We start from the raw sequence: 22,093 nt of genomic DNA, 5'->3' as shown, positions 1-22,093 counted from the left end.
CGCGGGCGGGTCGGTCCTCGGATCGACCCGCCCGTCCGCCGCTCGGCCGGGGTGGCCGGTCAGCCGAGGGGGAGTTCCAGGACGGCCTCCTCGCCGTGGAGGGAGGTGATGGTGGTGGTGCCGTCGACCGTGCCGGTGAAGGCGTAGAGCTGGTCGCGGGTGTTGACGGCCAGGGCGAGGCGGTGGTCGGCGGGGAGGTCGTAGGCGGTGGGCTGGAGCGTCCAGCGGACGGTCCGGGCGGTGCCGGGGGTGAGGCCGGTGACGGTGAGGGGCTCGTGGGTGATGATCCGGGCGCTGCCGTCCGGGGCCACGTCGAAGAGGTAGGCGACCAGGGTCGCGGCGTCGCCGTCCGCGACCCGGACGCCGAGGCGCACGGTGGCGGAGCCGCGGATGCGGCGGCCGTCGGACAGTTCCTCGGTGGACCAGAGCAGCACCCGGTCGGGGGCGAAGCCGGAGGGGGCGTAGGGCTTGGGGTTGCCGGACCACTCCTTCTGCCCGGTCTCCATGATCTTGTCCACGGCGGTGGCGGTGGTCTCCCGGCCGGCGAGGAGATCACGGGTCCAGTCCGTGGCGGGCTTGTCGGACAGGGTGCCGCCGCCGTTGCCGTCGGTGCCGCCGAGGTACCAGGCCTCGGTGCCGGTGGTCGCTCCGGTCCAGGAGTCGAGGGGTTCGCGCCGGGCCGGGACGGTGATCCGTCGGCCGATCAGGGCTGGGACCGTCTCGTAGGTGAACATCACCTGGCTGCTGACCACCGGCCAGTCCGGTACCTCGTTCGCCTTGCCGAGGAGGTGGTGGTCGAGCCAGGCGTAGGCCTCCCGCATCGGGGTCAGCAGGCCGGGGAAGGGATTGCCGGTCACCACGCCGGTGATGCCGGCACCCTCCGGGGCGCCGTGGTCGCCGATCCACAGGTTCAGGTGCTTGGGGACGGTGAGCTTCTCGAACGTGGCGATCGCCTCGCCCGCCGGGAACAGGGTCTCGTGCCAGGTGTTGGAGTAGAAGGTCGGCGTTCCGTGGCCGTTGGTGCGGCCGACGTGGGCCTCCGGGGAGCGGTCGGTGCCCCAGGCCACGACGTCCTCCAGGTTCCGCCCGGCCCGGAAGTCCTCAAGGATGCGCCAGGTCTCCGCGTCGAACTTCTCGTGCTCCTTGCCCTTCTCGGCCCCGGTGAACGCGATCAGCAGCTCCACGGCCTCGGTGTGCCGGGTGCCGTTGTCGTAGAGGCTGGTGGCGAGGTTGCCCCAGGTGCTCAGCGCGGCGACGGCGGCGACCCGGTTGTCCTCGTCGTGCGCGGCGACCAGCTGGCTGATGCCGGACCCGTAGGACAGACCCAGGAAGCCGACCTTCTCCGGGGAGAACAGGCCTTCCGCGTGGTCGATCATCCTCGATCCGTCCGCCCGGTCGTCCGGTCCGGCGACACCGATGAACCCGTCGGAGGAGTAGAACTCGCCGGGCCTGCCCATGCCGCGCGGTGTGTACGCCAGCACGTGGTAGCCGCGCGCCGCCAGCGAGAGGTAGCCGGCCAGGAACGGCAGCCAGCCGTACGGGTTCCACCCGGAGGGGACGATGACCACCGGACGCGGCTCGGGGGAGTTCTGCCTGATCGTGAACGCGGAGAGGCTGACGCCGTCCGCCACCGGGACGCGCTGGATCGCGGCCCCGGCGCGCTGCCGGACGGCGTCCAGCAGCTCCCGCAGCTCCGCCGGGAGTTCGGCGGCGGGCGCGGTGCCCTGGAGCGCGGCGAGCAGTGCCCGGGCGACGGCGAGGACCGACGGGCTGATGTCGAGGCTCGCACCGCGCCAGATGCCGTTGTCCGCGATGTCGGTGAGGGTCGCGTCGGTGACCGAAACGATCGGCTCTCCGTCTTCCGTGGTCATATGAACTGCCCTTTCCTGGAAGGCCGGGACGCCGGGGAGGCGCCGTCCAGGCGGGATCATGGGTTCGGCGGGAGACACCGAAACCCGGAGGACGACGGCCCTACCCGAACGAGTGAGGGAGCCGTCCGGTCCGGTTCGGCGGCGCGCCGGATCCCGCCCCCAGCCGGAGGCCGTCGAGACCGGATCGTCCTGCGGGCCCGGCTCGTCCTCGGCGAGCACGACTCCCCCGACGCCCCGGTGCGCTTCGGCCGCCACAGCGGCGGCCCGTTCGCGGTGGCCCCGGAGTTCCTCGGGCCCGCCGCCGACGCGGGTGTCCGGGAGTTCTCCCGCGAACTCCGGTGGGAGGTGCTGCAGCGGCCGGCCGGCCTCGGCGACGTCCGGGTCCGGCCGCCCTGCACCTGCCGCCGCGCGGGTGCCGCCGCGCCTCGTGCTCCGAGGGCGCGAGGCGCAGCGCCGTCGTCGACCTCCCCGCCCGGCAGCTGCGCCGCCGGCCGCGCCGGGAGAGCACGCGCCCGGCCGACGACAGCCGCACGGCGGAACGGCACGCACGGCGGAACGGCACGCACGGCGGAACAGCCGGCCGGCCCGGGGGCCGACCGGCTGTTCGCGTTCCGGCGGAGGGGTCTCACCGCCTCCCGGCGGTCAGGTCACTGCGTGGCCGTGCGGAACAGCCAGTGGAGCCGGTCGGTCCCCGTCCCGGGCCGGGTGACGGTGACCACGTCGGTGGTCGTGCTCCGGGTGAGGTCCAGGTGCTCGTAGGGGCTGCTGAAGTTGGCCAGCAGCGTTCCCCGCTGCCCCTCCTCCGTCCGGCACCACAGGTAGCCGTCGTCGTTGGGCCGGAAGGCGCCCATGGTGACGTAGTCGCCGTTCTGCGGGTCCAGCGGGTGGAGCGTCGACGAGTTGACGTACTGCCGGCCCTGGATCAGGTAGCTGAAGTTGGAGCCGCCGACCGGCCCGGCGGAGACCGCGGCGAACCGCTGGTTGCCGCGCCCGGGCGAGTCCGCCGCCAGGTAGACGGGGTAGGGCGCCGGCTCCAGGTCGTCGACCGTGAGGGTCGGAGCGGAGCCGGGGGCGTCGGTCGCGACGATCTCGGTGACGGTCGTGGCCTCGACGGGGTCCTGGAGGAACCAGCGCTGGCTCGCCGAGCCGTCGTAGTCACGGGCCACCACGGCCCCGCCCTCGCCGAGGTCGGTGAGGAACTGCCGGGTGTGGTGGTTCACCAGGGTGTAGGTGCCGTCGCCCTGGTCGGCGGGCGCCCAGAGCTGGTCCTGCGCCGGGTTGGGCCACAGCACCGTCCGGGCGTCGCGGGCGCCGCCCTCCTGCCCCAGGTAGCGGCCGCCGAAGGGCTCGCCCGGGTGGAACAGGCGGTAGTAGCCGGGGTACTCGGGGTCGGCCGCCAGGGTGAACACCTGGGCCGGGAGGCTCGCCCGGCCGACCGGCTGGTCGGTGACCGCGTGGCTGCTGCCGGAGGGGCCGGCCACGTTGGTGGTGGCGGCGTTGCGCAGCACGGCCCGGGTGGGCACGCGCAGTCCGGACTGCGGCTGCTGCGGGTCCGCCGGGTCGGGCAGGTTGGCGAGGGTGAACACGACGGGGTAGTGGTCCGAGGAGGTCAGGTTGGCCCGGGCGGCCCCGATGAAGGAGGGCTGCGCCTGGGCGGTGGGAACGACGGCGTAGTCGATGGTCGAGGCCGGTGCGGTGGTCGTGACCAGCGGTGTCGGACGCGTGGGCAGCGCCTGGGAGTGGACGGTGAGGTTCGGGCCGATCGCGCCGCGCAGGCTGTCGGGCTCGCGGTTGTAGTCGCCCATGGCGATCCAGGGCAGGTTCCGGGGCGCCATCTGGTCCCGGATGTTGAGCAGCAGCTGGGGGTCGTCGCTGCCGTGCCCTCCCGAGGACCCGTGCACCGAGTAGTAGGCGACGCCGTCGACGACGATGCCCAGCGCGGGCCGGGAGTCGCTCTGGTCGCGGATGGCGCCCATCCGGGCGACGTAGACGTCGTTCCGGTCCACCCGGCTGCGGCTGAAGATGGCCAGGTTGACCCGGCCGTACGGCTGGTCGCTGGTGTCGGTCCGCAGCCAGTACAGGTATCCGGTGGGCCGGCTCCTGGTGCCGAGCCGGTACTCCTGGACCGGGATGGTGTTGAGGTTGTTGTCGTAGTAGTCGATGTTGGGGGTGCTGATCGGCCCCAGGGGAGTGGCGCCGCCGGGTGGGGCGCCGGCCTCCTGGAGGGCGATGATGTCGGCACCGGCCCCGAGTTCCGTCCCGTACAGCCGGGGCAGGTCGTTGGTGTACTTGTTGCTGTTCTCGCCCGGAGTGGTGGCGCCCTGCATGTTCCAGGTGGCCACGGTGCGGGTGTCGTCGTCGCGCGGTACGAGGCCGCCGGTGTTCCGGAGGAACAGCGAGGGCCGCTTGCCGACGTCGGTGGCCACGACGCCCTGGCCGCCCGTGTAGTCGAGGGTCTCCCGGCCGCCCCAGTCGGGGATGCCCTGGCCGCCCTGGCCGAGGGGCTGGAACCGGTTCGGGGCGCCGTCGGCGGAGCCGAACTGGTAAGCGGTGCCGGAGTGGTCGCCGTAGGGCGCGTACGGCTCGTACGGCCCGCCCGGGGCGGTCTGCTTGACCATGGTGTTGTCGTGGAAGACGTTCTGCGGGCCGGAGGAGCCGGACCACTTCACGGCCTTGGGGCCGGCCGCCCACCAGACCGGGTACCAGGTCCCCTCGTCGACCTCGCCGCCCTCGCCGCCGCAGTTGGCCGAGCAGTTGCCCGAGCGGTGTTCGTACGGGACGCGCAGGGTGTTCTGCTCGAAGAGGTTGTTGTGCTCCCACCCGCCGTGCAGGTTGAGGTCGGAGTCGAGGTCGTTGCGGAAGGCGACGTTGCCGCTCGCCGACCACTGGAAGGTGAAGTGGCGCAGGTTGCGGCTGAGGTTGTAGGCGTACAGCGAGTCCCAGACGCGGCTGCCGCGCAGGTAGCCGTTGCCGCCCTTGCCCTTGTTCCAGGCGCCGTCGAAGCTGTTGCGCTCGATCTGGACGTTGCGGGCGTCCTCGGTGACGACCGGGTGCGAGCCGGTCATCTCGGCCCTGAGGCCGCGCGCCCAGTCGTTGGCGGCCCACTTGAAGACGATGCCGTGCATCGCGTACTCGGGCGCCAGGTTGCCGTAGTTGTGCACGGCCTGGGCGGGCGTCAGCGAGTACGTCCCGCCGCCCGCTTTGGGCAGGCCGGTCATGTCCTGGGTGAAGGCGAAGTCCTCGAAGCCGACGCCCTGGACCACCTTGAGCGGGGTGACCTTGCTCGGGTAGGGCTTGTCGCCGAGGGCGGGGGAGCCGTCCGAGGTGGAGTCGACCGGCACGTCCCACTCCAGCGGGCGGTCCAGGGTGACGGTCCGCGCCGCGGCGTCGACCGCGTCGACCCGGAACATCTGCTGCCGCATGTGGAGGTTGTCCATCTGGCTGCGGTCGGAGACGCCCTGCTGCTCGTAGAACTTGACGCTGTTGGCCGCGCCGACCCAGACGTAGCCGCCCGGGGAGAACTTCTTCATGTCGGCCTTGGGGTCCAGCTGGACGGAGTTCTGTCCCTGGCGGGCCGCCCAGCCGGGGTCGGCCGCCCGGGCGGCGACCTTGATGCCGGAGGCCCAGTGCTGGTTGACGCTGCCCTCGAAGATGTCCTTGCGGTTGGCGGGGGCGGCGGCCCAGTCGTCCTGGTAGCGCTCCGCGATGTCGCGGGTCTGGACCCGGAAGAGGCCGCGGCCGGGCCAGATCCAGCCGCCGGTTCCGACGTCGCTGCCGCTGCCGGCCTTCATCGAGTCCTGGTCCCAGCGGCCGTTGACCAGGGTGTCGTAGCGGGTGTTGACGTCGGGGCGGAACACCAGGCGGGTGCCGCCGTCGCCGGAGCCGCGGCCGCGCAGCACGAGGTAGTCGGCGTCGGCGTAGATCTGCCGGGAGACGTCGATCCGGCCCGCGGGCAGGGAGATCAGCGAGAGCCGGTCGAAGTTGGCGTTCGGGGAGCAGTTCGCCCGGACGTCGTCGATCGCCCGCTGCAGGCCGGTGGTGTCGTCCGCGCCGTCGTCCGGCCGGACGCCGTACTTGGCGGCGAGCACCTCCGGGGTGATGCGGCAGGCGGGATCGCCGGTCAGGGAGTCGTCACCGGGCAGCGCCCGGCCGCCGCGGAAGCCGACCCGTGACCAGTCGGGCATGCCGGGGGGCGGGCCGGTGCGGTTGGCGGAGGTGAGGTCGGGGCCCTCGGCGCCGGGACCGGCCGTCACGGCGGCGGCCGGGGCGGGCCCGGCGGCGGACTCCGCGGGGGCGAGTGCGGGGAGGGTGAGGGAGAGCAGCAGGCCGGAGAGCAGCGCTGCCGCCGGGCGTGGGCGTTTCATGGGACCTCTGTCCGTGTCGGGGGAGGCGTCGGTGGGGAGGCGCAGCGCAGCGCCCCCGGTCCTGGGCGGGCCGGGGGCGGAGAGCCGGGGGGCGGAGGGCCGGGGACGGCCTCGGAGGGGGCCCGGCCGCTACGAGCAGTAGAAGGCGAGGCCGGACATCCGGTCGTTCTTGTAGGAGACGCTGCCGCCCTGGCCGTAGTCGGCCTTGTAGCCCCAGTTCCACGCGGGCGCGTAGTCCAGGTCGGACGGGTGGAGGTCCCCGTAGGGGTCGTCCCAGAACCTGATCTCGCACTGGGAGTTGTTGATCCAGGACGACACCTGGTTGTCGGCGATGTCGCCGTTCAGGAAGTGGACCTTCGGGAGGCGCACGGTCGCCGCGTTGCCGCCGGCCGGCGGGGGCGTGATGATCGCCTTCGAGCCCGTGCCGCCCTCGTGCTGGTAGAGGCAGAGCGCCCACGCCGGGCAGCCGTCGTACGGGGGGTTCGCCGCGGAGGCGGGCGACGCCGTGAGGAACAGGACCGCCCCGGCGACGGCTCCCGCGACGGCGGCGGTCGCCGGCTTGAACGATTTCAGGGCCACGGTGGAACCCGCTTTCGAGATCTGCCCGCGCTGCGGAGCGGGCTGGGTGACGATTCCGGTGCGCGACGGCACCGGGGCATGGCCCGCCACCGGGGCCGTCGCGTACCGCAAGGCTCCTTCGGCGGGCGGTACGGCGGCATCAGTCAAATGACGGTCGGTCCGGCCGCAGCACCCCACCGGGCCGTCACGAGTCGCCGAGCGGCCGGCTGGGCAGTTCGCGGCGCAGGACCGGGGCGATCTCGGCGAAGAACAGCTCCAGCGTGCCCAGGTAGTCCGCGCGGTCCAGCACTTCGCCGTCCACGTGCAGGTGGAGCAGTTCGTGGCCGAAGTGCGCGTGCTGGCCCAGCACCTTCTCGATGATCTGCTGGGGGCTGCCGACCAGCACCGAGCCGTGCTCGACGAGGTCCTCGGCGGTGTCGAAGCGCAGCGAGGAGGCGTCGAAGGCCCGGTTGACCTTCAGTCGGGCCTCGAAGACCGGGCGGTAGCGCGCCACCGCCTCCTGCGAGGTGCGGGCGCCGAAGTAGCCCGCCGTGCCCGCGCCGACCAGGGCGCGCGCCGGGTCGTGGCCGTACGCCGCCCAGCGCTCCCGGTAGTGGCGGACGATCGCGGCGTACGGGCCGATGGCACCGGCGCCGTTGGGGGTGAACAGCGGGTCGCCGTGCCGGGCGGCGAAGTCGGCGGAGTCCGGGTTGCTCCCGGCCCCGTGCCAGATCCGGATCTCCGGCCGGTAGGGGCGCGGCAGCGGCTCGGCGTCCTCCAGCGAGCGGCCGAGCCGGCCCTGCCAGGTGACGTTCTCCTCCCGCCACAGCCGGCGGAACAGCAGGTAGTTCTCCTGGAGCAGCTCCCACTGGTTCTCCCGGGTGACGCCGAACAGACGGGAGGAGCGGGGATAGGCGCCCTTGGCGACGATGAGGTCCAGCCGGCCTCCGGCGAGGTGGTCCAGGGTGGCGTAGTCCTCGTAGGCGCGCAGCGGGTCGAGCTGGCCGAGGGTGGTGACGGCGGTGAAGAGCCGGATCCGCGAGGTGAGGGCGGCGATGTGGGCGAGCAGGACGGGCGGGGCACTGGAGACGGCGGGGCGGTCGTGGCGCTCGCCGATGCCGTAGGCGTCGAAGCCCAGTTCCTCGGCGAACACGGCCTGGTCGACGAGTTCGCGGAGCTGGTCGTGGTGCGGCTTGGACTGGTCGGGAAGGTGGGGCAGGAGCAGGAAGCGCATGGCGGTTCCCCCGGGGTGCCGTCGGGTTGACGTGTCAACCCCAGGATGGGCGCGCCGAGTTGACGCGTCAACCGGTTCGAGGGTTTCAGCGGGTGGGACCGTCGCCCTTCAGCTGTGCGGTGAGGGTGGCCGATATGCCGATCAGGGCACTGCGCTGATCGTCCGTCAGGGGATCGGTGAGCCAGTGGCGGATGTGCGCCGCGCGCCGGGGCAGCGCGGCGGCGACGGCGGCCCGCCCCTGCTCGGTGAGGGCCACCACGGCGCCGCGCCCGGCGTCCGGGCAGGGCTCGCGGGTGACCAGGCCGCGACCGGCCATCCGGGTCAGGTGGTGGTGCAGCCGGCTCTTCTCGAACTGGGTGACGCCGCTCAGCCGGTAGGCCCGTAGCCGGCCGCCCGGGGCCGCCAGCAGGGCCTGGAGGATGGCGAGGTCCGGCTCGGAGAGGCCGGTCTCCTGCTGCAGCTGCTGGGCCAGGCGGCGCCAGAACAGCACCTGGGTCTCGAAGAACCCGCTCCAGACCTCGTCCTCGTGCGCGTCCAGCCACGGCGGGGGCTCCTCCGGCCGCCCCGCCCGTTCGGTCCCGGCGGCCTCCCGGGCCCCCTCGGCCTGCTCCGCCCGTCCAGCCCGTTCAGCCATGCGGCCGATGCTATCGACCGCCCGGCGTCGCCGGCCGGTTGTCGGAGGTGTCCGTCCGGGCACTGTTCCTTCCCGGACGGACACCGGGCCGTCCGCCGCCGTTCCGCTCGGGCGGCGCCCCCGGGACGATGCTCGCCTGACCCGGATTGGTACAGACCATCAAGAGGTGTATGCGCCAGGACCCGGGCTCTGCGGCAGAGTTGGCCGCACGGCGCGTGCTCCTCCGGCACGGAGGGCAGCGAGGGGAGCAGGGGATGGCACGGACGGGGTTCTGGCGCCGGACGGGGCGCGGACTCGGACGGCACGGCCCGGTGCTGGTGGCCGTGGCCGTCAGCGTCCTGGTGGCGACGGCGGTGCTGGCGGCGGTGGCCGGGCTGTCCCGCTCGGCCGCCACCACGGGGGTGCGCCAGCGGCTCGCGGCCGACGCCGGCCGCTCGGTGGAGGTGACCGCGCGCTGGACGGCGCCGGGCCTGCCCGCGGCGGACCGGGCGGTGCGCGCGGCGCTGCTCCGCACCATGGACGGCACCCCGTTCCGGACCGAGACCGCCCTGCGTGCCGTCGGCCCCGTCGACCTGCCGCTGCCGTCCGCCGGGCGCCGGTGGGCCGGCGAGACCGCGCTCTCCGTCCTCCCGGTGGCACTGCCGGACCCGGGCCGCCACGGCCGGCTGCGCAGCGGCAGCTGGCCGGACGCCGCCGCGGCCCCCGTCGCCCCTGGTGCCCCCGCCGCGGCCTCCGCCGCCGAACTGCGGGTCGCCCTCCCCGACACCGCCGCCGACCGGCTCGGCCTGGACTCCGGCGGCAGCACGGTCATCGGCTCCCCCGGCACCGGCGAGCCGCTGAGGATCACCGTCACCGGCGTCTACCGTCCCGACCCGGCCGCCGCCGCGGTCTGGACCGCCCTCGGCGGCGCCGACGGCGACGGGGCGGTCCTGATGCTGGTCGACGGTGCCCGGCTGACCACGCTTCCCTCCTTCGCCACCCGGACCCTCGCCGTCTGGCTGGCGCTGCCCGACACCGGGGGATCGAGCCTGTCCGGCCTGGCCGCGCTGCGCGACCGGACGGCCGTCCTGGCCGGCTCGGACGCCGCCCGCTCGGTCTACCGGGGCGCCGAACCCGCGCTGGCCGGGACCACGGTGCGCAGCGGACTGCCCGCCGCGGTCGACAGCCAGGCGGTGCCGGCCCTGACCGCCAGGGCCGAGATCGCGGTGCCGTTCGCCCTGCTCGCGCTGCTCGCCGCGACGGTCCTGGTGCTGACGGCCCGCCGGCTGGCCGACGCGGTCACCGGCGAGCAGGCGCTGCGGAGTTCCCGGGGAGCGGGCGCGGTGCGGCTGCTCGCCGGCGCGGCCGGACTGTGGGCGGTGGCCGCGCTGCCGGCGGCGGTCTGCGGGCTGCTGCTGGCCGATCCGCTGCTCGCCGCCGTCCTGCGCGGCGCCGGGGTGCACGGCCTGGCCGCGGGCGAGGGCCGGGCGGCCTGGTGGGTCGCCGGGTTCGCGCTCCTGGTGCACGGCGCGGCCCTGCTGCTGCCGCTCGCCCGGCAGGCCGTGCGGCGGGGCGCCGGGCGGGCGCGCGGGCGCGGTCCGCGGCGGCTGGGTCTGCAACGGGCCGGCGCGGACCTGGCGCTGCTCGCCGTGGCGGCCCTCTGCTTCTTCCAGCTCCGGTACTACGGCGGGGTGGTGGCCGGCGGCCCGGTCGCCGGCCTGGAGTCCTGGGTCGACCCGACGCTGGTGCTCGCCCCGGCGGCGATGGCGGTGGCCGGGGCGGTCCTGCTGCTGCGGCTGCTCCCGCCGGCCGGGCGGCTGCTGGAGCGGGCGGCCGCCCGGGGGCGCGGGCTGGTCCTGCCACTGGCCGCCTGGCGGCTGAGCCGCGACACCGGGCGCCAGGCGGTGCCGGCCCTGGTGACGCTGCTGGCGGTGGCCTGCGGGGCCCTGGCGGCCGGCACGCTGGGCGCGCTGCCGGCGGGCGACCGCGACCGGGCGGCCCACGCGGTCGGCGCCGATCTGCGGCTGACCGCGGTGCCCGGACCGCCGGCCCGGCACCGCGCCGCCCTGGCCGCGCTGCCGGGCGTCACCGGGGCCGTCCCGGTGGCCGAGCAGGCGGCCTACCTGGGCACCACGGTGGTGCAGACGATCGCCCTGAACACCGCGGCCGCCTCCGCCGCGGACCTGCCCGTCCTGCGGCCGGACCTGGCCGACCGCCCGGTCCGGGCGCTGCTGGCCCCGCTGACCGCCGTGGCCTCGCAGGGGATCGTCCTGCCGGGCGAGCCGACGGCGCTGGAGGTGACCGCCCGGGCGAGCGTCGACCGGCCGCTCCCGGCGCCCGGCGCGGGCCTGCGGTTCTGGCTCCGGGACGCCGACGGGATCACCGAGCAACTGACCGTCCCGCTGCCCGCCGACGGCAGCCCGCACACCCTGACCGTCCCGCTGGACGACGGCGGGCGGCGCACCCACCCGCTGACGATCGGCCGGCTCGGCGTCCACTTCCCCGGCGGGCAGGACACCCGCGCCACGCTCGACCTGGGCGTCTCGCGGATCGCCGCCGTCAGCGGCGGACGGCGGACCGAACTCGCGCTGCCGCCGGGACAGTCCTGGGCCCGCTACGGCAGGTTCCCGGCCGACCCGTTCGCGCTCGGCTGTCCCGGCTTCGAGACCGCCCGGCCCAGGTCGGCCGAGCCGCCGTTCGACAGCGCCGAGCAGGCCGACGTCTGCACCTGGGAGAGCGGCGGGCCCGTTCTGCTGCACGCCGTGCTGCGGTCCGAACGGCCACGGATCCCCCCGGACGCGGCGGGCTCGGACGCGGTCCTCGCGGTGCTGCCCGGCACCGGCACCGCCGTGCCGTCCGGTCCGTCCCCCGCGCCGCTGCCCCCCGTCCTGCCCGCGCTCGCCGACCGCGCCCTGCTCGACGCCGTCGGGGCCCGGGTCGGCGACACCGTCCGGCTCGACTGGGAGCGCGACAACCGCAGCGCCCAGCCGGTCCTGATCACCGGGGAGGTCGACGGGCTGCCCGGCTACGCCGGGAACCGGGCCCATCTGGTGCTGGACCTGCGCGCGCTCGCCGCCAACCGCGCGTTCGCCGGCGCGGCCCCGCCCGCGGTCGGCCGCTGGTGGCTGACCAGCGACGACCCGGCCGCCACCTGGGCCGCCGTGGACGGCCGCGGTGAGTTCGGCCGGCCGCAGAGCGTGCCGGCCGAGGCCGCCGCGCTGGCGGACGACCCGTTCCGGGCCGGGCTCCGCTGTGCCTGGCTGCTGGTGCTGGTCACCGCGCCGCTCTTCGCGCTGGCCGCCCTGACCCTGCACACGGTGGGCGCGCTGCGGGCCCGCCGGCGGGAGCTGGCGGTGCTGCGCGCGCTGGGCGTGCGGCGCGGTGAGCTGGTCGCGCTGCTGCGCGCCGAACAGGCGGCGGTGGCCGTGCCGCCGGTGCTGCTCGGCGGGGTGCTCGGCCTGCTGCTCGCGACCCTGCTGCTGACGCTCACCGTGCTGGACGACCACGCGGCCCCGGTCTTCCCCGGCCTGCTCGCCGCGCCGGGCCGGCCCGCGGCCGTGCTGACGGCGCTGGCCGTCGGGCTGCTGCTCGTCCTCGTGCTGCCGGTCCTCACCAGGCTGTCGGCCCGGGTCGACCTGGTCCCGGCCCTGCGCGCGGGGGAGGACGGATGAGGCCCGGGACCGGCGGCGTGCCCCGCGGCGGCAGGCACGGCCACGGCGGGCAGGGCCACGGCACGCACGGGGACCGCGGCGCCCACCGGAACGGACGCTTCGACGGGGGGAGCCCCACATGCTGACACTGCGCCTGATCCGGCGCGAGGCACGGGTCGCCTGGCCCGTCGCGGCGGTGCTGGGGCTGCTCGCCGTCCTGCTCACGGCGGTCCCGCTGAGCTGGCCGCCGCGCCTCGACCGGCTGGCGGCCGGCACCCTCGCGGACCGGGTGGACCGCGCCCAGCTGTCCGGGGCGATGCTCTCCGCCAGGGCCGCCACGATCCCGCTGACGCCCCCGCCGGACGCCGACGGAACGCTCGACCGGGACCTCGACTCGGTCGGCGAAGCGCTGCGCGCCGCCGCCGGCCCGGTCGCCGCCGCGCTCGGCAGGCCGCGCGCCCGGGCGGCCACCCCGCATGCCCCCGCACCCGAGTTGCCGCAGTTCTACGGCGCGGCACCGGAGTTCGCCCTGGTCCACGCCCAGCCCGACGGCACCGGAGGGCCGGTCGAGTACGTCGAGGGCCGGGCACCGCAGCCGCCCGGGACCGCTCCGGACGCGCAGGGCCCGTCCGGCGAACCGCCGGCCGTCGAGGTCGCCGTCTCCGAGGGCACCAGGGACCGGATCGGACTGCCGGCCGGCCGGCGGTTCCGGCTGGCCGGCGACGGCTTGTCGGCCCCGCTCGTGGTGACCGGCGTCTTCCGCACCGACCACGGCGCGGACCGGATCTGGACGCAGTCCCCGATGCTGGTCGCGCCCTGGACCGTCATCCGGCGGGACGGCGGCCGGAACCTGGCCGGCGAACTGCTGACCACCGCCGGCGCGATCGAGCGGCTGGCGGGCGGCGGCGCCGGACTCGTCGCGGCCTGGGAGCTCCCGGTGACCGTCGACCGCTCCGGGCCGGCCGCCACCCGGGCCGCGATCGACCGGACGCGGTCCGCCCTGGCCGGGTGGCGTGCGGCCCCCCAGGAGCGGCTGTGCGGAACCGGTGCCGGATGCACGGTGGCCCGGCAGTGGGTGGACGTGATCACCGTCGCCGAGCGGCTCACCCCGGAACTCGACGGCTTCGCCGCCCAGCGGCTGCGCACCGAGCAGCTCCAGGGCTTCGCGCTCGCCGGGGTGCTCGCCGTGGTGGTGGCCACCGCCGTCGCCGCCGCCCGGCTGGGGGCCCGCCGCCGGGCCGGCGCCTTCGCGCTCCAGCTCTCCCGCGGCGCCCGGCTGTCCGGGATCGCCGGCCGGATGCTGGCGGAGGCCGCGGTGGCGGTCGGCGCCGGGGTCGCGGCGGGCTGGGTGCTGGGGCGGGCGCTCGCGCCGCCGGGCGCCGGCCTCGGCTCGCCGGTCCCGGTCCTGGTCGCGGCCCTGCTGGTCTGGTGCGCGCCCGCCGTCGTGCTGCTCGCCTCCGCCGGGCGGAGCGGGCCGCTGCCGCCCTCGCGCCGGCTCGTCCTGGAGGGCCTGGTACTGCTGCTCGCCGTCGGCGGGGTCGTCGCCCTGCGCTCCCGGGGCGCCTACGCGGGCTCCGGCATCGACCCCCAACTCGCCCTCGCGCCGGTGCTCCTGGCACTGGTCGTGGTGCTGCTCCTGCTCCGGCTGCTGCCCCCGCTGCTGTCGGCGGCGACCCGCTGGGCGCGCCGCTCGCGCGGCCTGGTCCCACTGGTGGCGCTGGCCGGGGCCGGCCGGCAGAGCGGCGCGGCGGCGCTCGCCCTGCTGGTCCTGGTGCTGGCCACCGGCTACGGCGTCTACGGGGCCACGATCCCGCGGACCGTCGGGGCCGGCCAGGCACGGCTCGCCGAGTGGCGCACCGGCGGGGCGCCGTTCGCGCTGGTCGGGCCGAGGGACCGGCTCTCCGGCGACCTCGACCGGCTCCCCGGCCAGGTCCGGCGGGTGGCCGTCACCGGCGCGAGCGGCGAGCTGATCGCGCAGGAGGACGGCACCACCGTCGGCGGCGCGCAGTTCGTCGGGGTGGACGCCGACGGACTGCGCGCCGCGAACCCGTCCTCCCCGGTGGCCCGCGCCCTGACGGCCGCGCCCGGGACGGCCGCCCCCGTCGAGTGGACCGGCGCCGACCACGAGGTCCCGGTGCTCACCGCGCTGGCCGACCCCGCGCTCGCCGCCCGGTTCCCCGGCGGGACCTTCGAGCTGTCCGCGCCGGGCACCGGCCGCGTCCTGGTCCGCGTCCTGGGCGCGCTGCCCGGCGAGGCCCTGCGCGACCCGCTGCTCGGGCCGGTGCTCGGCGACCGGGACCGGCCCCCCGCGCTGCTGCTGTTCACCGGCCCGTCCGCGGAGCGGCTGCCCGTCCAGAAGAACCACCCGTCCGCCCTGCTGCTCCACTCGGCGGCGGCCGGCCCGGGCTCCGACCCGGCCGCCGTGCGGACGGCCGTCCGCCACCTGACCGCCCCCACCGGCGAACCCGGGCAGCGGGTCGAACTCCGCGACCGGGCGGGACAGCTGGAGGCGCTGCGCGGGGACGGCCTGGCCCGCTCGCTGCGGCTGGCCTTCCTGGTCACCACCGGGACCGGGCTGCTGCTCGGACTCGGCGCGTTCGCCCTGGACCTGCTGCTCAGCGCCGCCGAACGCGCCCGCACCACGTCCCGTCTGCGCACCCTGGGGACCGGCAGCCGCGCGGTGTTCGCCCTGCAACTGGTCCAGGTGGTGCCGCTGCTGCTGTCGGCGGCGGTCGGCGGGACCGCGCTCGGCCTGCTGCTGCCCGCCGTCCTCGGCGCCGGTCTGCGGCTGGGGCCGATCACCGGCGGGCCGTTCGAACCCGCCGTGCACATCGACTGGACGGCCGTCGCGGGGCTGGGCCTCGCGCTGGCCCTGCTGATGACGGCGGCGGCCGTCCTGGAGGCGGCGATCGGCCGCCGCCGCGGACTGGGCGCCGTGCTGCGACTGGGAGAGGCGCTGTGACCGGGAGAGGCACTGCGAGCGGGAGTGACGTTGCCACCGGGAGGGGCGCTGTGACCGACCGACCGACCGAGGGGTCCGGGACCGACCGGCCCATGGTGGAGTGCGAGAGCCTGGTGCGGATCTTCCGCACCGGCACCCGGGCCGGTGACGGGGTCGAGGTGCAGGCCCTGCAGGGCCTCGACCTGACCGTGCGGGAGGGCGAGCTGACGGCGCTGGTCGGCGCCTCCGGCTCCGGCAAGTCCACCCTGCTCGGCATCCTCGCGGGCCTGGACACCCCCAGCGCCGGCACCGCCCGGGTGGCCGGAACCGACGTGGGCGGGCTCAAGCGCCGCGAACGGACCGCCTACCGGCGCCGCACCGTCGGCACGGTCCGGCAGCAGGCCGCGAGCAATCTGCTGCCGTACCTGACGGCCCGGGAGAACGTGCAGCTGCCGATGGGCTACGCCGCCGTGCCGCGCCGCCGGCGGGCCGCCCGGGCGGTGGAGCTGCTCGGTCTGATGGGGATCGCCGGGGCCGCCGACCGCACCCCCGCGGCGCTCTCCGGCGGTGAGCAGCAGCGGGTGGCGATCGCCGTCGCCCTGGCCAACGGGCCGCGTCTGCTGCTCGCCGACGAGCCCACCGGCGAGCTGGACACCGCCACCTCGGAGGAGATCTTCGCCGCCCTGCGCACCGCCAACGCCGAGCTGGGCACCACGGTGCTGATCGTCACCCATGACGCCCTGGTGGCCGACCAGGTCCGCCGCACGGTCCGGATCCGCGACGGCCGCACCTCCACCGAGGTGCTCCGCCACACCGCCGGCCCCGGCCCCGGCAGCCCGCTCTCCGGCGAGGAGTACACCGTCCTCGACCGCGTCGGGCGGCTCCAGCTCCCGCGCGAGTTCACCGAGTCGCTGGGCCTGGCGCACCGCGTCCGGCTGGTGCTGGCGCACGATCACATCGAGCTCTGGCCCGACCGCCCCCGCCCGCCGGACGCCCCCGCCACCACCGGTGAGGGGGAGGGGGACTGACGCCCCGGCAGCCCGCCGGCACCGGCTCCCCGCAGCTGCCGCCCTCCCCGCCTGCGCCGCCGCCCCCGGTGGCTACAATCCGGCTGCCCACGAACTCTTGTGATCGTCACAGGGGTTGGGGCCAGGACGAGGGGGACTCATGAAACCTCTGCCGTCGGGCAGACACACGCACCCGGGGAGGGGCGGAGCGCGCAGGTCGGTACCGGGCGCACTGCTGCTCGCCGTCCTGGCCACCCTGGTGGGCCAGACCGTTCCCGCCGCGGCCGTGGCGCAGCCGCCGGCCGCCACCGCCGCGCCGCTGCCGGGTGCGCAGCCGGGCCCGGAGCCGTCCGCGGGCCCCTCCGCCCCGGACGCGCCGGCCCCCGCCGCCGGGCCGGCGGCCCCGCCCGCGGAGGACCCGAAGGCCGCCGCCGAGGCCGCCGCCGAGGACCTCCGGCGGGCCGGCGTCTCCGGCGCCTGCCCGCCGGCGCTCACCGCCGCCGTCATCGCCGCCTGCACGCTCGAACCCGGCGTCCCGGTGTCGTTCTCCTTCACCCTGCCGCAGGCCCAGGACGTGCTGTTCGTCCGGATCCTGACGACCGTCGGCGCGGTGAGCAGGAAGTTGCTCGGGCCGGACGGCACGGAGCCCGACTGCGACCGGTCCGGCGAGTCCCAGTACGGCGGACTGCTGCGCTGCACCACCACGCAGGCGGGCACCTACACCCTCCGGATCACGGAGGAGACGAGCATCCCGGCCGACCTCGCCGTCTCCTACCGGACGCTGCTCGCCCCCGGCGCCTGCCGGACGGTGGGCGCCGCGGACCTCTCCCTCGCCGCACCGACCGCGTTCCGCGGCTCGCTGCCGCCCGGCTCCGCCGGCGAGTGCTACCTCGCCCCGGACCTCGTGACCGGTGACCGGCTGCGGATCCACCTCCCCGGGCTCGGGCTCGACCGGACGGTCTTCGACGCCGCGGGCCGGCCGGCCTGCACCCGCAACGAGACCTGGGAGTACGACCTGCTGGACTGCACGCTGTCCGGCCCGGCACCGTTCCGGGTCGGGGTGCAGGCCGGCTACGGCGCGGTACCGGCGTACGACCTCACGCTGGCGCGGCTCGCCGCCACGCAGGGCTGCGCGGTGGTGGTGCCGCAGGCCTTCGGCACCGCCCCGGACACCGCCCCGACGGCCCGCTGCCGCACCCTGCGGATCACCGAGCAGGGGCCGTACTCCTACGCCGCGGTCAAGCCCGACGGCGAGCCGCTGACCGGTGTCCTGTTCGCGGCCGACGGCAGCCGTCCGCCGCACGGCACCTGCGGGCCGGGCGCGGGCTGTCTGTTCGCCCCCGGCGACTACACCTGGGTCGTCGACCCGCGCACGCCCGCCGGCCAGGCCTTCGGGGCGACCCTGCGCTCCGACCGGGAGACCCGCGGCTGCACCGCGACCGGCGACAGCGGGTTCGCGTCCGGCCCGGTCACCGGCGGCTTCGGCGCACCGGGCCGGGCCCCCTGCCTCACCCTGCCCACCGCCGCCGGGAACGGCGTCTACCTGCTCAACCGGCCCCCGGACGGCATGACCGGCGCCTCGTTCGCGGTGCTCGACGCGACCGGCCTCAAGCAGTGCGAGAACCTCTACGCGTACTCGTCCACGATCTGCCGGCTGACCGGGACCGCGCCGTTCCGGGCCGTGCTGAGCGGCACCCCGGACCAGACCTACCGGCTGGTGATCCACCGCACCGGTGAGACGGCCGGCTGCGCCGCCTGGCCGCGCAGCGCCTTCGACGGCGGCTGGGGCGCCGAGGTGACGCCGACCCGGGACGCGCCCCAGGCCTGCCTGGCGCTGCCCGCCGGCGCGCACAGCACCGCCGAGGCCGTCGACTACGCGAACGCGGCCAACACCGGCGGCGCCTCGGTCAAGGTGGTCGACCCGACCGGCACCGTGCTCTGCGAGGGCGGGGCCTTCACCTGCGCCTTCGCGGCCGGGACCGGCTACACGACCCTGCTGGACGGCCGGTCCGGGGAGACCTACCGGCTGAGCCGGCGGGACATCTCGCCGGACGCGGCCTGCCTCACGCCGAACGCGACCGCGGTCGGCGGCCGGTCCCTGCCCCTGGACCTCACCTCGGCGCTGGACGCCCGCTGCGTCCGGGTCACCGCCGCCGCCACCGACCGGCTCTGGCTGAGCGCCCGCTCGACGGCCGGCCGCTACGACCCCACGGTGCAGCTCCAGGTCGCCGACGGCAGCGGCCGGACGGTCTGTGTCCAGTTCGGCTACGCCTGCAAGGTCACCGGCGCGACCACGTACACGCTGGTGGTGCTCGCGGCCGGCCACAAGGGCGGCGGTCCGATCCACACCGACGTCGACACCTGGCGGGTGGGCACCGCCGCCGGGTGGGCGCCGGAGTGCACGGCGCACCCGGTCTCGGCGGAGGGCTTCGCGCTGCGCGGCGGGCTGCTCACCGAGTCCTCGACGGCGTACTGCGCCGTGGTGGACATGAAGCCCTCGCAGTCCTTCGACGTCTTCGGCACGACCTCCGCGCCGTCGGTGGAGAAGCCCGTCCTGGACCTGATGGGGCCGGCGGTCTGGGACGAGTCCTCCGCCACCTACACCTGCTCCAGCAGCTACGGCCTGCTCGGCGGCCGCTGCACCGCCCACTCGAACGCCGTCGCCGGGCAGGCGGTGCTGCTGGTCAGCCCCGGCCGCGCGGCGACCCCGGTCGAGTACACCGTGCAGGGGGTCTGCGACAGGACCACCTCCACCTGCGGCGGACGGCCGAACGCGTTCGCCCTGAACTCGATCGCCCCCGCCACCGGCGCGGCCGGCACACAGACCCAGGTGACGATCCGCGGCGCCGGCCTCACCCTGGGCACCAAGCTGCGGCTGACCGGCACCGGGGGCTCCTCGCAGTACACCCTGCAGCCGCTCTCGGTGAACCCCGGCGGCACCGAACTGCACGCCCTGGTGGACACCTACGGCTACCGGCCGGGGACGTACGACGTGGTGCTGGACGGCTACGGCAGCGGCGGTCCCGCCCTGGCCGGGGCCTTCACGGTGACGCCGGAGCCGGCCCCGGCCAAGGGCCGGTTCGTCCCGGTGTCGCCGTCGCGGATCCTCAACACGGTGCACGGCGTCGGCGCGCCGGCCGGCCGGGTCGGCCAGGGCGGCGTGGTGTCGCTGCGGGTCGCCGGTGCGGGCGGGGTCCCGGCCACCGGGGCCACGGCCGTGGTGATGAACGTGACGGCCGTCAACCCGACCCGGGCCGGCGCGGTCTCCGTGTACCCGGGCGGACAGAAGGTGCCCGACCTGCCGACGGTCAGCTTCGCCGCCGGGCAGAACGTCACCAACCTGGCGACGGTCCCGCTGGCCGACGGCAGGGTCGACCTGCGCAACGCCTGGGGCGAGGTCGACCTCGGCGTGGACGTGGTCGGGTACTACACCGACGGCACCGACCGGGGCTCCCTGCTGAGCCCGGTGTCGCCGTCGCGGATCCTCAACACGGTGCACGGCGTCGGCGCGCCGGCCGGCCGGGTCGGCCCGGGCGGCGTGGTGCCGCTCAAGGTGACCGGGGTGGCCGGGGTCCCGGCGAGCGGGGTGACGGCGGTCGTGATGAGCGTGACGGCGGTCGACCCCACCGCCACCGGCTACGTGACGGCCTACCCGCACGGCGAGGCGGCGCCGGACGCGTCGGCGGTCAACTTCGCGGCGGGGCAGAACGTGTCGAACCTGGTGACCGTCCCGGTCGGGGCGGACGGCAGGGTCGACCTGCGCAACGCCCGGGGGGCGATCGACCTGGGCGTCGACGTCCTCGGCTACTACGGGGCCTCGGGCGCCACCTACACGCCGTCCTCCCTGGTGCGCCTGCTGGACACCCGCACCGGTGAGGGCGCCCGGATCGGCACCCTGGGCGGGGACGGCGACATGGTCAGCCTGAAGGTGGCCGGGGTCGAGGGCGTGCCCGCGGCCGGGGTGACCTCGGTGCTGATGAACGTCACCGCGGTGTGGCCGACCGACAGGAGCTTCCTGACGGTCTACCCGCACGGCCAGGGCCGTCCGGACGCCTCGAACCTCAACTACCGGCCGGGCGAGGTCGTCTCCACACTGGTGATGGTCCCGGTGGTCGACGGGCGGGTGTCGTTCGCCAACCAGTGGGGCAGCACCGACGTGGTCGCCGACCTGATCGGCTACTTCTCGATCTGACAGCGGGTCAACTGTCCGCCGCCGCACCGCCCGGAAATCCGGGCGGTGCGGTCCGTTTTGCAAAACCTTTGCCGAACTCCGTTGACAGGTATGGACCTTGGCGTGTTGAGTCGTCGCCGCCCACCACGGGCGCACCCTGCGGACTCCCTGTGCCGTCCACCGTTTCCCACGACCGTGCGGCCCCCACCGCACAAGGGGTGATCTCGCTCATGCGTCACAGATTCTCGACCCGCTCGACCGTCGGCGCCGCCGCCGCGGCCGTCCTGGGGCTGCTGGCCCCGCTCGCCCCGGTGGCCGCGGCCGCCGACCTCGACGGCGCCGGCGACGCCTCCCGGCACGGCGGGGCCGCGTACAAGCGGGTCGGCTACTTCATCCAGTGGGGCATCTACGGCCGCGACTTCCACGTCAAGGACCTGGAGACCAGCGGCACGGCCGACAAGCTGACGCACATCAACTACGCCTTCGGCAACGTCGGCCCGGCCGGCACCTGCCAGATGGGCGGCCCCGGCTCCGACCCGTGGGCCGACTACTCCCGCCCGGTCGGCGCGGCGGAGTCGGTGGACGGCGTCGCCGACGCCGACGGGCAGGCACTGGCCGGCAACTTCAACCAGCTGCGCAAGCTCAAGGCCGAGCACCCCGGCCTCAAGGTGATGATCTCGCTCGGCGGCTGGAGCGGCTCGGCGTACTTCTCGGACGCCGTGCGCACCGAGGCCGGCCGCAAGGCGCTGGTCTCCTCCTGCATCGACCTCTACCTCAAGGGCAACCTGCCGGCCGACGGCCCCCGCGGCGGCGCGGGCGCGGCGGCCGGGCTGTTCGACGGCATCGACCTCGACTGGGAGTGGCCCGGCTCCGACGGCGCCCCCGGCAACGTCATCCGCCCCGAGGACAAGCAGAACTTCACCAAGCTCGTCCGCGAGTTCCGCACCCAGGTCGACGCCTACGGCCGGTCGCTGAAGAACCGCAGGCACTTCGAGCTCAGCGCGTACGTGCCCACCGCCCCCGCGAAGATCGACGCGGGCTTCGAGGTCTCGAAGATCATGCGGGACTTCGACTTCGTGAACCTCCAGGGCTACGACTTCCACGTCTCGGGGGAGAAGACCACCGCGCAGCAGTCCGCGCTCTACGCGAAGAAGGACTTCAGCGTCGACCAGACCGTCAACGCCTGGCTGCGGCGCGGTGCCCCGGCCCGCAAGCTGGTCACCGGCATGCCGTTCTACGGCCAGGGCTGGACGGGCGTCACGGGCGGCGGCGACGGTCTCGGGCAGCCCGCCGCCGGTCCCGCCCCGGCGACCTGGGTGGCCGGCACCGAGGACTACAAGGCGCTGAAGAAGCTCGCCGACTCCGGCACCTACAAGCTCCACCGGGGCCCGCGCAACGGCAACGCCTGGCTGTTCGACGGCACCACGTTCTGGACGTACGACGACGCGACGGTGCTGCGCACCAAGGCCGAGTACGTGCGCCGCGAGGGCCTCGGCGGCGCGATGATCTGGTCGCTCGACGGGGACACCCCGGACGGTGAGCTGATCACGGCGATCGACCGCGGCCTGGGCCGGCGGTGACGTCCCGCCGGTGACCCGCCGGCGGTGACGCACCGCCGTGGCGGGAGGACCGGTGGAGGACCGGTGGGGGGGGGCCCCCGGGGGGGGGGGGGGGGGGGCCCCCC

At 75.8% G+C, this 22,093-nt stretch carries 10 protein-coding genes; 5 read left to right on the top strand and 5 right to left on the bottom strand.

Annotated features, from left to right (window positions below):
* Positions 1-59: 59 nt before the first annotated feature.
* The 5 genes from ACFCX4_RS19315 to ACFCX4_RS19295 all read right to left on the bottom strand — a co-directional run bounded on the left by ACFCX4_RS19315 (position 60) and on the right by ACFCX4_RS19295 (position 8,661).
* Entirely contained in the window at positions 60-1,871 is a 1,812-nt protein-coding gene (locus ACFCX4_RS19315; RefSeq protein ID WP_376143937.1) for a CocE/NonD family hydrolase, read from the bottom strand.
* Positions 1,872-2,518: 647 nt separating this feature from the next.
* On the bottom strand, positions 2,519-6,235 hold the full coding sequence (locus tag ACFCX4_RS19310; RefSeq protein WP_376143935.1) for an endonuclease/exonuclease/phosphatase family protein: 3,717 nt from the start codon (positions 6,233-6,235) through the stop codon (positions 2,519-2,521).
* Positions 6,236-6,364: 129 nt separating this feature from the next.
* Complete coding sequence (locus tag ACFCX4_RS19305) at positions 6,365-6,925, bottom strand: peptidase inhibitor family I36 protein (protein ID WP_376143933.1); 561 nt, start codon at positions 6,923-6,925, stop codon at positions 6,365-6,367.
* A gap of 73 nt (positions 6,926-6,998) precedes the next feature.
* Positions 6,999-8,027, bottom strand: a complete 1,029-nt coding sequence (locus tag ACFCX4_RS19300) for an LLM class flavin-dependent oxidoreductase (protein WP_376143931.1) — start codon at positions 8,025-8,027, stop codon at positions 6,999-7,001.
* Between the two features lie 85 nt (positions 8,028-8,112).
* A complete protein-coding gene (locus tag ACFCX4_RS19295; protein ID WP_376143930.1) occupies positions 8,113-8,661 on the bottom strand; it encodes a MarR family winged helix-turn-helix transcriptional regulator in 549 nt (182 codons plus the stop codon).
* A 254-nt stretch (positions 8,662-8,915) separates the two neighbouring features.
* Here ACFCX4_RS19295 and ACFCX4_RS19290 point away from each other — a divergent pair, with 254 nt between their 5' ends.
* The 5 genes from ACFCX4_RS19290 to ACFCX4_RS19270 all read left to right on the top strand — a co-directional run bounded on the left by ACFCX4_RS19290 (position 8,916) and on the right by ACFCX4_RS19270 (position 21,989).
* Complete coding sequence (locus tag ACFCX4_RS19290) at positions 8,916-12,311, top strand: FtsX-like permease family protein (protein ID WP_376143928.1); 3,396 nt, start codon at positions 8,916-8,918, stop codon at positions 12,309-12,311.
* A 118-nt stretch (positions 12,312-12,429) separates the two neighbouring features.
* Entirely contained in the window at positions 12,430-15,252 is a 2,823-nt protein-coding gene (locus ACFCX4_RS19285) for a hypothetical protein (protein WP_376143926.1), read from the top strand.
* A gap of 92 nt (positions 15,253-15,344) precedes the next feature.
* On the top strand, positions 15,345-16,259 hold the full coding sequence (locus ACFCX4_RS19280) for an ABC transporter ATP-binding protein (protein WP_376143939.1): 915 nt from the start codon (positions 15,345-15,347) through the stop codon (positions 16,257-16,259).
* A 139-nt stretch (positions 16,260-16,398) separates the two neighbouring features.
* Positions 16,399-20,430 (top strand): hypothetical protein, encoded by a 4,032-nt coding sequence (locus tag ACFCX4_RS19275; RefSeq protein WP_376143924.1) that lies wholly within the window; start codon positions 16,399-16,401, stop codon positions 20,428-20,430.
* Positions 20,431-20,639: 209 nt separating this feature from the next.
* Entirely contained in the window at positions 20,640-21,989 is a 1,350-nt protein-coding gene (locus ACFCX4_RS19270; RefSeq protein ID WP_376143922.1) for a glycoside hydrolase family 18 protein, read from the top strand.
* The last annotated feature ends 104 nt before the right edge of the window (positions 21,990-22,093 follow it).

It is taken from the genome of Kitasatospora sp. NPDC056327 (genome assembly GCF_042261735.1).
In the GTDB taxonomy this organism is placed as follows: domain Bacteria; phylum Actinomycetota; class Actinomycetes; order Streptomycetales; family Streptomycetaceae; genus Kitasatospora.
This window is presented reverse-complemented; position numbering and strand designations above follow the sequence as displayed.